The organism is Larkinella punicea (assembly GCF_003334855.1).
Classification (GTDB): domain Bacteria; phylum Bacteroidota; class Bacteroidia; order Cytophagales; family Spirosomataceae; genus Larkinella; species Larkinella punicea.
On sequence record NZ_QOWE01000008.1, the window covers coordinates 23,127 to 36,711 of the forward strand.

General features: G+C 53.6%; 6 protein-coding genes. All 6 read right to left on the reverse strand.

Annotation, left to right across the window (positions count from 1 at the left end):
• Nucleotides 1–27: 27 nt before the first annotated feature.
• On the reverse strand, nt 28–2,310 hold the full coding sequence (locus DUE52_RS10940; RefSeq protein ID WP_229312136.1) for a family 20 glycosylhydrolase: 2,283 nt from the start codon (nt 2,308–2,310) through the stop codon (nt 28–30).
• A gap of 61 nt (nt 2,311–2,371) precedes the next feature.
• Nucleotides 2,372–3,688 (reverse strand): vanadium-dependent haloperoxidase, encoded by a 1,317-nt coding sequence (locus tag DUE52_RS10945; protein ID WP_114406055.1) that lies wholly within the window; start codon nt 3,686–3,688, stop codon nt 2,372–2,374.
• A gap of 2 nt (nt 3,689–3,690) precedes the next feature.
• Entirely contained in the window at nt 3,691–7,020 is a 3,330-nt protein-coding gene (locus DUE52_RS10950) for a VCBS repeat-containing protein (RefSeq protein WP_114406056.1), read from the reverse strand.
• A gap of 76 nt (nt 7,021–7,096) precedes the next feature.
• Entirely contained in the window at nt 7,097–8,680 is a 1,584-nt protein-coding gene (locus DUE52_RS10955) for a SusD/RagB family nutrient-binding outer membrane lipoprotein (protein ID WP_114406057.1), read from the reverse strand.
• A 28-nt stretch (nt 8,681–8,708) separates the two neighbouring features.
• Nucleotides 8,709–11,798: a SusC/RagA family TonB-linked outer membrane protein gene (locus DUE52_RS10960; protein WP_114406058.1), complete on the reverse strand. Its 3,090-nt coding sequence runs from the start codon at nt 11,796–11,798 to the stop codon at nt 8,709–8,711.
• 469 nt (nt 11,799–12,267) lie between these two features.
• On the reverse strand, nt 12,268–13,584 hold the full coding sequence (locus DUE52_RS10965) for a vanadium-dependent haloperoxidase (protein ID WP_114406257.1): 1,317 nt from the start codon (nt 13,582–13,584) through the stop codon (nt 12,268–12,270).
• Between the last annotated feature and the right edge of the window lies 1 nt (nt 13,585).

A 13,585-nucleotide genomic window follows, 5' to 3' on the forward strand; every position in this document is an offset into this window, starting at 1 on the left:
ATACAAAATAAACTTTCCTTTTATCAATCAATGCCTTAGCCAGTTCGAAGGCACCTCCCGCGGTTCCTCGTTTCCTTTGCTGTATGTCAGTTTGAGGGTATATCCTCCTCCGCCTTCAATAAAGTCCAGTTCGACCGGGTGCAGACCCGCCTTCAACGCGACCTGCCCGCTTTTCTCAATCGGGCCGTGTTGTCCGTCGTTGTCAACCACTTCTCGGTTGGCGATGCGCAGGACGCCACCGTCGTCACAGGTTAGAAAAAAGCTGTAAACACCGGTTTCCGGAATGGCCAGATACCCCCAAAACCGGAGTCCGAAACTGGGAGCCGTGGCCTGTGCTGGTACTTGAATCGCGCGGGTTGTCAGACTGTCAGTAACCGTCGCTGACGCCATACCTTTTGAATTTTTGAACGAACCGGCGTAGTAATGGACTTGCCAACCGGGTTGCGTCGTTCGGGCGGTAACGGGCTCCGCCAACGCCTGTTGGCGAAACCGGGCGGTATAGGTATCGCCTTTCAGACCACCGGGCGTAAAGGCGGCAAACGTCAACGTGGTCGGCTTCATAATGGGTAGGGCTTCAGGTAAAACCGTTGATGTCGAATCGGGTTGCAAGCCGTCAGTTCGGTAGCGAATAACCAGGTGATTAGCCGGTTTCTGAACCGTGAAGAGTGCCTTGTCAACGTACACGTTTTCTTCCGTAAACCCGGACAAATCGGGAAGACGATAGTGGACATTCAACGCATCCAGCCGGGCATAATGGCTTTTCAGCCGCTGCAAATAGTCGTCATACCGGTTTTCTTTCGTCCAGATCGCTTCCGCCAGCGCCGTCATCCGGGGCATGGCCATGTAGTCGACCCGGTTTTCGGAGGGAATGTATTCCGTCCAGATATTCGCCTGCGCCCCCTGAATCGCCGTGGCTTCGGACGCGGTCAGGCCAGCCGGTATCGGATTGAAATGATAGACATTGTCAAGGGAATTCTTGTTGGGCAAGACATCGAAATACAGCGTATTAACGGGCGTCATCACGACTGGATTGCCGTTTTTGACCGCTTTCACCGGCGCATCCTTCACCCAACTCCGCCAGTACATGACCGTCGCCGAAGCATTGATACCCCCTTCCAGCGCATCGTCCCAGACCAGCAGCTTTTTGCCCTTCGACTGAACGTATTTCTCCATGCGATGGACAAAATAACTCTGCAATTGGTTGACATCCTTCAGCCCTTCCCGCTGCATCAGCACCTTACACGCATCCGACTGCGCCCAGGTTGTTTTTTCAACTTCATCGGCTCCCAGATGAACATACCGGCTTGGAAATAAGGCCATTATTTCATCCAGAACCGCTTGCGTAAATTCGTAGGTCGTTTCATTGCAGGGGCAAATCGGCACGGAGAAATCCTTGCCCCACCCCTCTTTTCCGGTGCAACTTAGAAACGGATACGCTTTGATGGCAGCCGCCAAATGACCCGGCATGTCGATTTCGGGAACAATGTCGATGTGCCGGTCGGCCGCGTAGGCGATGAGTTGCTTCATCTCAGCCTGGGTGTAAAAACCGCCGTACAGCGTTTTGCCGTCTTTCTGAATCAGGTGCTTCGACGGCAAGGCAAAATCCGGGTTGGTTTTCGCCCGCTCCAGCACCACTGAATCCTGGTTGTTGAACGTGCGCCAGGCTCCCACTTCAGTAAGTTTCGGGTACTTTCTGATTTCGATCCGCCAGCCCTGATCGTCAGTCAAATGCAGGTGAAAGGTGTTGAATTTGTACAGTGCCAACAGGTCGATGAATTTCCGAAGATACGCCATCGAAAAGAAATGCCGCGAAACGTCCAGGTGCATTCCCCGCCAGGCATACGCCGGTTGATCTTCAATCTGCACCGCCGGAACCACTAGTGATTGGATCGGGAAATTCGACCGGCTTTCCAGGGTAACTGGCATCAACTGCCGTAGCGTTTGAATCGCCCGGAACATCCCCGCCGGTTCTTTGGCCGTCAGATTCACGGTTTTGGGCGTAATGGTCAGGCGGTAGCCTTCCGGTGCCGTCAATCCGGCGTCATACTGAAAAATGATTTGAGTCGCCGTCGGTTTGACGGCCTTCGCCAGCGGTTTTCCAAATTCGGTTTCCAGCATGGTGCGCAGGAAGTCCGCTTCCCGCCGAAAAAGGGCGGCTGATTTCGGGATGACGATGCCGGTTTCCGGCGTCAGAATAACCTGGCCCGGTTTGGGGGTCAGCGACGTCGGATACGGGATGATGGCGTATCTTTCGGCGACGGCCTGCGCGTGTAGCGTTGACCGATTCCAGACGCTGAGTATTACCAACAAAACAACTAGTCTACTTTTCCTATACATACTTACACGCTGTTCATGGTGTCTTAAAAATGGCCTACTTAATTCCCATTTTTTGAATAAAAAACCGCCCGATCTGCTTGCCCTGCGCCACGCCGTTTTCAATGGAATCCCGGAAGTGAATCCCGCCGTACAAACGGGAAACGGCGGCTTCGCCAGCGGCCTGTTCAAACGACCGGAACGACCGGGCCGGAATCCCAAACTCCAGCTCCACCGTGTCGGTATAGGTGACCGGCCCACCGGCCAGGGTCGTCAAAACCGTCGCAATCGCTGCCGACATCACGCTGTGGCCACTGGTGTATTCCGGAAACGGGGGCGTTTGCAACATCGGTCGCCAATCCCGGTCAAGGTGCTGATTGATAAAGGTTTCTGGCCGAATCCGGTTGCTGTTGTATTTTTCTTCCCAGCACGAGATAAACGCATCGGCCATCGTCAACCCCACCAGCGTGTGCCAGCGAATGGTTTCGGCCAGCGACAGGTTTCGCTGGAGGCAAACGATGCTGGTGATGCCCATCCAATGTCCGCCCGGTGTGATTTTCTTGGTCCCGAAACTAACGTGGCCTTTCTGGTTCAGGAAAAAAGGATTGCAGTCCCAGAAATTGGCGATGTGCCGTTGTTGATCGGTCAGCGCGCGGGTCGTGTCGTATACTTCTTTCGCCAGTTGAAAAAACGGCGATCCGGTTTTTTCGTCGTACTTCACCATCGGCAAAGGCCGGAACTGCGACGCACTATCGAGCAGAAAAGGACGCAATTTGGGCCAATGGGGTTCATACGCTTCCGAGTAGGCCGGGGGCGTCGGTTGCCAGTAACCCGGTTCGTTCGTGGGCGTGAAACGCAGATAACCGCTCGTTTTGATGTAGCCGTCCTGAGCCGCATACCGGACGAGTTTTTTTACCAGCGTGTCGGCATAGGCCCGTGTGGCCAGAATACGGGCGTCCGTCAGCCGGTACCGGCTTTTGGCCTCTTTCACCAACGCTAGCCGGTCTTTTTCAAGCGTATAGCCCGACGGCAACAACTCCTCACCCATGCGCAGAAGGGCGTACAAACTACCAAACCGGGCGTCGATTTGGGCGTCCGGCTGTCCGGTAAATGCCGGATAACTGCGCAGCAAACCGCCGAAAGGGACATAACTGGCCGGGCGTTTTTGCTGGTACAGCATTTCGTAGGCTGCCAGGTTCGCATACGCATAATACCGGGCCGATGCGCAGGGGCCGGTGACGTCGCTGACCATGACATCGGTCAGTTTTTTCAGGGTTTTCGCGTAGGCAGCGGCTTCGGTTTCCACCCCGGGCGGTTCGGCCCGGAGGGTGAGGCTGCAAGCCAGCAGCAACAGAATCAGGGGTCTTTTTTTCATACTCAACGGGTCTTTTGGTAAACCCGGATGCTGTCATTATTGCGGCCAAACAAGATGGTCAGGGTGTCATTCTGCTCCAGGACGACAAGGTCCCGCACGTCGCCCTCGACCCGAAAACCGGCTTTTGACTGCGGCACGTACGAAAACCGGAACGTTCCGTTGTTTTTAAACAGCGAACCGTAGTTGGCATCCATCTTGCCAATCTTGATGCGGGTAAACGACTGGTTTCCTCCGACCAGCAAATCCTTCAATCCATCGCCATCGTAGTCAACCAGCGCCAGGGCAAAAATGGGCGCAAACTGGGCTTCAACGGGCAAGTCGTGTTTGGCAAAGGTGCCGTCGCCCTTGTTTTCCAGGAGGATAGAACTGAACGTGGTCGCCTGGAGTGTGTCGGCGCGGGTCAGTTGTTCCGGCGTCAGGATCTCTTTCAGGGTAGCGTCGGCGAAGGACTGGTAGGTCGGAAATTTCCGGCGAAGCGGAAAAAGCTGGTTGAGGGCTTCGTCGCGGCTCACCAAGGGATACGAACGACCCTGGTTGTAATAACACAGGAACGGGTCGATGGCTTCGTTCTGGTCAAAATCGCCGTATACCATCGTAACCGGCTCGGTTTCGGTCGGTTTCATCTGGCTGTTACGGCCAAAATTGCCGACCACCAGATCCAGATCGCCATCGTTGTCAAGGTCGGCGGTTTCGATGCGGTTCCACCAGCCAGAGGAATGAGTGAATGAGCGAATGAGCGAATGAGTGAATAGTTTACCAGCGTTGTTTTTCAACACCGTAACGGGCATCCATTCGCCAACGAGGACGAGGTCTTGCCAGCCATCTTGGTCAAGGTCGAGCGCGACGGCGTCGGTAACCAGACCGATTTTGGTTAGAAAGGGCGCAAGCTGAGCGGTTTTATCGGTAAAAATGCCTTTGCCATCGTTGATGAGGATGCGGCTGCTGGTGGGTTCGGGATACCGGCCCGGAATGACGCGGCCCCCTACGAACAAATCGAGGTCGCCGTCTTTGTCAAAATCCAGCGAAACGACGCAGCCATCACTGATGGTTTCGTCGGGAAGGGCCCCGGTTTGCCGCGTAAAATTCCCTTTCCCATCGTTGAGATACAACCGGTCCTGCAACAGCAGATCGTCGGGCAAATAGGCAAAACCGCCACTGGCGACGTACAAGTCCGGATCACCATCGCCGTCGGCATCGAAAAACAGCGCGTCCGTGTCTTCGTGCATTTTATCCGCATCGAAAGCCGGTTGCGGAACGGGTTTCCACTGGCCGCTTTTTTCTTGAATCAGCAACGAACCCGGCTGGCCTTTCGCACCGGTGGCATACAAATCGATTAGGCCATCTCCGTTGACATCGGCCTTCGCCAGATGCGGCCCCTGGAACGATAACATATTGGGAATCAACAACTGTCGTTTGAAATCATTGTAGGCGTCCTCCGTATGCCGGTACGGAAGCGAATCGGTAAGAACTTCCGTAAAAACCGGTTTTTCCGAGACGGTTTTATTCCAGTCGTATTTTCCCGCTGCCTCCTCTGGTTTCAAAACCAACTTTTGGTTGGCTTTTACGCCCCGCAACACCTGCATCCGGTCGTTCGGCCAGACAATCCGCAGACTATCGACGGTCGTCGCTTTGCCCACACCAAAATGCAAGGGCGTGTACATGCATGACTGAAAACCACGCGAGGGGTTAAACTCCTGATACTGTGCCATTCCTTGGCTATACACCCATACTTTCGCCCCGGCAGCGAGCGTCGCCGAACCGTTCCCGAGCTGAACCTGCAAATAATGCTGCTCCGAAACCCGGCTGTCGTTGCGGTAAATCGAGGGCGGAACGTTGATGTTGTTGGTGATGATTTCCAGATCGCCGTCGTTGTCCAGATCGGCATAAACCGCCCCGTTCGAAAGGGCTTTCTGATCCATGCCCCAGGCTTTTACCTTATTTTCGAACGTCAACTGACCGGTATTCCGGAAAATGTAATGCTGGGTTGTGGTCGACGGCATTTGTCTGAGAATGTCCATCATGGCCGTCGAATCGCCCCGCGCAATCTTCAACTGCTGGTCGGCGTAGAACTTCATAAAATCCATGTTGGTGTAATCCCGCAGATAACCGTTGGTGACGTACAGATCCTTCCAGCCGTCGTTGTCAAAATCCGCGAACAGCGGGCACCAGCTCCAGTCGGTATTGGAGATGCCCGCCAGTTGCCCGATTTCGCTGAATTTAGGCACTAAAAAACCGTTCTCTTTTTTTACGCCGGTGTGCAACTGCAACATATTCCGCATCAACTGGTGGTCGAACCCGTTGCGCAGCATGTTCTGGTAGGTTTCGTAATTTTCCGGGCCGTAAAGCAGTTTTTGCCGCCGATTGTCTTCGGGCAGCATGTCGAGGGTGAAGATATCCGGCCAGCCGTCGTTGTTGATGTCCGTCACCTCGTTTCCCATCGAAAAGTAGCTCAAATGCCCGACCGACTTTTCCAGTGAATCGTAAAAGTGGCCTTTCCCGTCGTTGAGATAGAGGTAATCCTGTTCGATGTAGTCGTTGGAAACGTAAATATCGGGCCAGCCATCGAGGTTGATGTCCGCAATGGCAACGCCCAGTCCGAAACCGATCGGATTGCCTTTAATCCCGGCGGCTTCACTGACATCCACGAACTTGCCGTCGTCGTTCCGCAGCAAGCGGTCGCCCGCGAACTCGTCGCGCATGGCTTTTACGGCAGCCGCATCGAACCGCTTGAAATCCTTGATGTTGTGGTTGAGCAGAAAACAGTCCAGATCGCCATCTTTGTCGTAATCAAAGAAAGCGGCCTGGGTGCTGTGGGTTGGCAAATCCAGTCCGTATTGCGCGGCCTGATCCGTGAACGTTAGATTTTTATTGTTGATATAGAGCCGGTTACGCCGTTGTTCCGGTCGTCCGCTGCCGGAGTAGCAGACGTAAATATCCAGCCAGCCATCACGGTTGATGTCGACCAGCGTCACGCCGGTTTTCCAGCCCAGCCCCTTGCCGATTCCTGCTGACGATGAAATATCCCTGAACTTCAAACTGCCCTGGTTGACGTACATCCGGTCGGCCACCATGTTCCCGGTGAAGTACAGATCGGGCAAACCGTCGTTGTTCAGATCACCGACTGCCACGCCCCCGCCGTTGTAGAAATACTCGTAGGCCAGCACGTTGTTTTTTTCGGTCTCGACCAGTTTGTTGACGAATTTTACACCGGTTTGCTGGGAATTCAGCAGGGTAAACTGGGCCAAAGCGGGTTGGGCGGTCAGCAGACCGATGAGGCAGATTATCAGGCCCGAAAGCCGTGCGATTCGAAGAAAGTGTACGGTAGTAATCATCAAAAAGACTTACGGGTTAACAAGCCCACATAGCGATAGCCTATTAACCCGTAAGTTACGAAATTATACAAGTTACTTATTGTTTATCCCACCAGATCCGGGTCGTAAACAGATCGGGGCCCTGCACCGCAATGGCCGCATTGTACTGAGCCGCGTTCCGGCTGGCTTCCGACGATGGATACCGCAACCGGCGCATGATCGTGCCACCGGTTTCGTTGCCCGCGTAGTTGGTCGGGGTCAACACCGGGTAGCCCGTCCGACGCCAGTTGGCGTAGGCTTCGTACGAATTCAGGAAGTTAACCGCCCAGTATTGCGTGCCAATTTGTTCCATTTGCTGCGCTGTCGTACCGGTTGCCAGATACGGATGCGCCGTCAGGTAGGCTGTGATGGAAGCCGCAGGAACCGTACCGCCATACAACGACATCATGCTCATGGCCGCTGTCACGCCTTTGTTGTAGTGTGCAGCCGCCTGACCGTCACCCCAGCCGCGAACGGCGGCTTCGGCGAGCAGGTATTCCACTTCGGCATAGCTCTGGAAAACCGTCGGAGCCGAATTGCTGGCGATTTTGTTCAGGTTGGCTTCCGAATACGTTGCCATCGACTGGTCGGTCCAGGTTGGAATGAGCGTTTTGATGGTCGTCACGTCATACCCATTTGGCAAACCTTTCTGCAAAGCCGGAGCCGTTGCTGCTGCTTCTTTCGTCGGGTCGGCATTTCCTTCCCACAGAGTAGCGATGAACGGCAGCCGCGGGTCGTTGTTGTTTTTCAGGAAGTTGACAAACGTCTGGCTCAGCTTGCTGTTGGCATTGCCTTTCAGGTTGGCCGCGTCATATTCCTGCGTCCGCAGTGTGTTGCTGTCGAGGTTCCGTTTGTTGTCGTCACCCTCGGCATGGTTCACTTTGGCAATGTCGTCATTGCTTTGCATGACGCCCCCGGCAATCGCTTTTTTCACGTAGGTTTCCGCTTTGGCCGGGTCCACTTTCGTGAGCCGCATACCCAACCGGAGCATCAGCGAATAGGCAAACTTCTTCCATTTGGTCAGATCGCCCGCGAAGATGATATCGCCCGCACCGTACCCGGTTTTGGTGGCATCGAGGGCCGGAGCCGCCAGATCCAGTTCATTGAGCATGTCGGCATAAATGTCGGCCTGCTTGTCGTATTTCGGCGAGTACGTATTGTTCAGATACCCCTTTGCCGCTTCGGAATACGGAATGTCGCCATACAGATCCGTCACGCGGTGGTAGGCAAACACCCGGAAAATCCGGGCCACGTTGTAGAGGTTCGACTGCGCCGGATCGTCTTTCGTCAGGGAAATGATCTGTTCCAGTTCCTTGATGTGCGAGCCGTAGGCCGTCTCGAAAAACGCATCCGAATACGGGCCGTTATACAGGTACTTATCCCCCGACCAGTAGGTGTTCAGGGCGGCAAAATGCTGGATGATGGCACCGGCATAAATCAAATTTCCCCGGTGGTTTTCGTAGCCCGTTCCGGCGGTTTTCACCACGCTGTAGGAAAACAGGTTGGGAATAACCGGGGTCGTGAGGGCATTCGGGTTGGTGTTGAGTTCCTCAAAACCGTTATCGCAAGAGGAAAACAGGAGACTGGCGCTCAGGAGACTCGTCAGGATCGGCAGTCGTCTTCTTTTTATTGTTTGTAACATGATGCTGTAGTGTTAAGATCAGTAGTTCTTAGAAACGAACCATCAGGTTCAGACCAAAGCTGCGGGCCGGTGGTACGCCGAACATTTCGAGTCCCTGCGCATTTCCGCTGTTGTAGGTCGATTCCGGATCGACATTCGGCACTTTGCTATACAATAACAGCAGGTTCCGGGCGACGAACGACAAACTAACCGATTGAATGGGCGTTTTTGCCAGGAACGACTTCGGCAGTGTGTAGCCAAACGTCAACTGGCGCAGTTTGGCAAAATCCGAGCTGTAGATAAACTGGTCGGTGATCGTCGTCAAACCGCTGTAGTAGTCCTGAACGTCTTTGCCCGCAAACGTTTTCGTGAACGCATCGCCGGTCGGCGACACACCAGTTACGGTCAAACCGCCTTCGCGACCCACCAGCGTTTCTTTGGCCAGGCCTCTGGCGTAGGCGAAATAGTTGGTCGCGCTGTACAGTTTGGCACCAAATTTCGCATCGATCAGGAAGCTCATCGAGAAGTTCCGGTAGCTGAAGGTATTGGTCAACCCCATCGTCAACGGCGGCACACCGCGGCCCAGCATTGTAAACTCACTGCGCATCGGAACGCCGGTGGCGGTGTTGTAAACCGTGTTGCCGTTGGCATCTTTCAGGGCTCTATACCCCGCCAGCATTCCATAAGGCTCACCCTCAAAGTGATACACATACGCACTTTGCGTCCGCGACTGGTCGAGTTCCAGGCGTTTCAGACCATCGGCGATTTTTACGACTTTGTTATCATTGTACGCCATGTTGTAGGCCACATTCCACGTCAGACCGCTGGCCGCTTTGACGGGCGTACCGGTCAGCAAAACCTCGATCCCTTTGTTCACCACTTCACCCACGTTCAGCAACACGTTGCCGTAGCCGGAAGCCGACGAGGTTGACGCCGTCACCGGGTCATTTTTCGTCACCCGGTTGTAATACGTCAGGTCAAGTCCCAATTTGTTGTTGAACAGCTTGGTTTCCAGACCAATTTCCGTGGTTGTCGAGGTGTTGGGTTGCAGCAGGGCGTTCGGAATGGTTCCGCCATTGATGCGCATCAGCGGTACGCTGCCCACGTAAGAGTTGCCTTCCAGGGCGTAGGTCAGGTTCAGGGCGTATGGGTTCGGATAACCACCCCCTACCTGCGCCAGTGACGCGCGGATTTTTCCGTAATTCAGCCAGTTGCCTTTGTTAGGCAGCACGTCGGAGAACACAAAGCTCAAACCGGCCGACGGATAGAACAGGCTGTTGTTGGCCTTCGCCAGTGTTGAGAACCAGTCCTGGCGACCGGTCAGGGTCAGGAACAGCACATTCTGGTAACCCACATCCGCCGAAGCAAACAGGGAATTGATACCAAAACCGCTGTAGCCGTATCCCGATGATTTATTGATCGTGTTGTCGAGGAAGTAGTTAAACGGCACGTTAAACTGGCTGCCGTTGTAGCTCATTTCTTCCGTCGAGCGACGCATCCGGTTTCCACCCGCCAGGGCATTGACCGAGAAAGCCCCGAACTCTTTGTTAAACCCAAGCAGCACTTCGGCGTTGGTTTCCTGAATCTGTACCTGACGGCGGTTCATGCTGCCTAGTGTCGAATAGGCCAAACCGGTCGGTTCGATGCTCAGGTATTTCATCATGTTGTTGTCGGTACCCACCCGACCCCGGATGTAGAGGAAGTCGGTGATGTTGTAGCGCATCGAAAATGATCCCAGGAAGCGGTTCCGGATGTCTTCGTTTTTCACTTTGTTCACCACGAAATACGGGTTCTGGGCATACACGCTGCTGTTCCAGAGAGCCTCGTACCCACGAGAGTCATAACCCGGATCCAGCGAACGGATGTCGACCGTATTGGCAATCATCTGCACCCCGTAGTTCGGGTTTTTGGGCGTATCCGACAGGAAGGTCCGGTTGGTTCCGGTTTCAATGTTGTACTGAGCAACGCCCTCGAAAAGCACTTTTTTCGACAGGTTGGCATTGGCGCTCAGGTTGAACGACTTCCGGTTGAACCCGGAGTTCGGAATGCTGCTTTTCGAGTCGAGGTTCGACGCGGAGAAACGGAAGCTGGCTGCTTCGTTTCCACCGGCCACCGCCACGGTGTTGGTGAAGGTGCTACCGGCATTGTAGAAATTTTTGACGTTGTCTTTCTGGGCTGAATACGGCCGGGTTACGCCGTCGAACTGAATCACCGGCGAACCGTCGATCCGGGCACCCCACGATTGTGCTCCCGTGTTGATGGCTTCCTGCTGGGTCAGCGGTTTGGCCTGCCGGATTCCCTGACCGTAGTCATACTGCCAGTCGGTCAGCGTAAAAGGACGATCACTCGTATAGGTTCCGTTGTATTCGACCCCGATTCCTTTCTGGCCTTTTCCGGTTTTGGTCGTAATCAGAATGACTCCGTTCGAAGCGCGTGAACCGTAGAGGGCCGCAGCCGTTCCCCCTTTCAGCACCGAAATGGTTTCGATGTCGTCCGGGTTGATGCTGTTCAAACCGTCGCCCGTGTCCGTTCCACCCCACATACCGGCCGAGTTGACGTTCGTGTTGTCGATGGGCACCCCGTTGACAACGTACAAGGGCTGGTTGTTACCACTCAGCGAACCGTTCCCCCGGATAATGACCCGGCTCGATCCGCCCGGTCCCGTTGCCGTTGCGGTTGCGTTCACCCCGGCGACTTTCCCCGAGAGGGCGTTTCCGAGGTTGATTTCGCGGGCCTGCGTAAAATCAGATCCTTTTACCTCGGTCACCGAATAACCCAGGGCTTTTTTGTCTTTGGCAATCCCCAAAGCCGTTACGACGACCTCATCCAGCGTCTTGTCATCTTCAACCAGGGCCACATCAATGGTCGTCTGGTCGCCCACGGTAATGTTCTGGGCCACAAACCCGAGTGACTGGATCACCAGCTCACTGCCTTTGCCGACACTGATGGAATACCGGCCGTCGGCGTCGGTGATCGTTCCTTTGTTAGTCCCTTTAATCAAAACGTTGGCACCCGGAATGGCGCTCTGGCTTGCATCCGTCACTTTTCCCTGTACGTTCAGGAGTTGCGCCCACGACACGCTGCAACTCAGGAGCAGTACGAAAAAAAGGAGAGTAAACCGCTCTTTACATAGCTTCATTGGTTTTCTGTAGGTTGGTTGATGTTAAGAAATAAGCACAATAGCATTACGGGAAAAAGTAGAGTAAGAAAATGGAAATAAGCAGATTAAGGAATTAGTGATAGAGCACACAGAGTACTTATTATTATAAATTACTTTCTTTATAGGAAACAAATGGCGCGTAAGCTTCAATAATATTTGGCTTTCTACTGAATTAGCAAGCAAATATACTATTTGTTAATTTTTTTAAAAAATGCGGTATAGATTATAAATAAATACGTTTTATTACTTTCCTAAGGGCAAGTTTTACTAAATCCACATTTCTGTTATCACAATATTATTATTGCGATAACCTGAATAACCCCGGTTCTCCAAAGTCAAATAAGTTCTCTAAAAAATACAGCGAATATTTTGGAACAAGCCGACACGATCAGCCGACAAGCGGGTATTTGGGGCAAAATAGAGGGATGTAAACTGACGATAAGGAGCGTCAGTGCAGTGGCTTAATACCGGCTTTTTTGATTTTAGATACCACGAAAGTGCCGATGTCTTTTCCCTGCGTTTGCCCGTTCTCAATCGCATCGCGGAAATGAATACCGCCGTAGAGCCGCGAGATGGCCGCTTCCCCGGCGGCTTGCCGGAACGACTTAAAATCGCGGGTGGGCAGTTCAAACAGGACTTCGGTATCGTCCGTAAACGAAAAGTTATCGCCGATCAGGTACGTCAATACTTCGGCCACGGCGGTCGAAATGACGCTGTGACCGCTGGTGTATTCCGGAAAGGGTGGCGTTTGCAACAGCGGTTGCCAGCGCGCATCGATGGAGCGGTTGATGACGGTTTCGGGTCGTACGCGGTTGCTGCGGTATTTTTCATCCCAGCAACTGATAAAGGCATCCATCAATGTGGCGGCAACCAGCCAGTGAGCCTGGAGTGTTTTGTCAAAATCCAGTTTGGCTTTCCGGGTCGCAATGCTCGTAATATTCATCCAATGCCCTCCCGGACTGATTTTTTTAAAGCCAATCGACATGTGGCCGGAGGTGTTGATGGCGAAGGGGTTGCAGTCCCAGTACGAGGCAATGAACCGTTTTCTTTCATCCAGGTTTTTCCCTTCCCGGTACACTTCGTAAGCCAGTTTGTAGAATTCGCTGGTAGAATCCTTGCTAAAAACGACGGCCGGTTTGGGGGTAAACTGCGTACAGGAATCGATGAACATCGGGCGGATGGTTCGCCAGTGGGGTTCGATGGCTTCGATGTAACCCGGCGGGGTTGGATACCAGAATTGGTCGCCTTTGGCGGGGCGGTGGCGCAGGCGGGTGCTTAATTTCAGGTAATTATCGGTAGCGGCATACGCCGTTACTTTTTTGGCCACTTCCTGCGCAACCGCAATCGACGGGTTGATAACCGCCTGGTCGTACCCTTCTTTCCGGAGCGTTTCTATCAGCTTTTTCTGCTCATCTTCCAGCATATAGCCCGAGGGAAGCATCAGCCGACCGGTTTCCAGCACGCAAAAAAGGGCAGCAATCCGGTAGTTGTAAGCACCTTTAGATTCAATGACTATCTTTTTATGGCTACGAACCAAAGCCGCAGGGGCTGTGAAAGCCGTATTGTGCTGCGCCATAATTTCATACGCCCCCAGTAAGCTGTAGGTATAAAACCGGCTGGCAGCCGGCGGATTGGCCACATCATGAATCATCACCATCGTCACCGCGAAAATCGTGGGCTGCAAATGACGCCCCAGATCCGGCCTGGCCTTTTGCCCCTGCACCGAATGACAAACCAGGAAACCAAGCAGGAATAAATACCGCATG

What these genes read in the sequence shown, in the direction of transcription:
- DUE52_RS10945 (WP_114406055.1), bottom strand. Translation starts at nt 3,688, where the DNA reads ATGAAAAAAAGACCCCTGATTCTGTTGCTGCTGGCTTGCAGCCTCACC.
- DUE52_RS10950 (WP_114406056.1), bottom strand. Translation starts at nt 7,020, where the DNA reads ATGATTACTACCGTACACTTTCTTCGAATCGCACGGCTTTCGGGCCTG.
- DUE52_RS10955 (WP_114406057.1), bottom strand. Translation starts at nt 8,680, where the DNA reads ATGTTACAAACAATAAAAAGAAGACGACTGCCGATCCTGACGAGTCTC.
- DUE52_RS10960 (WP_114406058.1), bottom strand. Translation starts at nt 11,798, where the DNA reads ATGAAGCTATGTAAAGAGCGGTTTACTCTCCTTTTTTTCGTACTGCTC.
- DUE52_RS10965 (WP_114406257.1), bottom strand. Translation starts at nt 13,584, where the DNA reads ATGCGGTATTTATTCCTGCTTGGTTTCCTGGTTTGTCATTCGGTGCAG.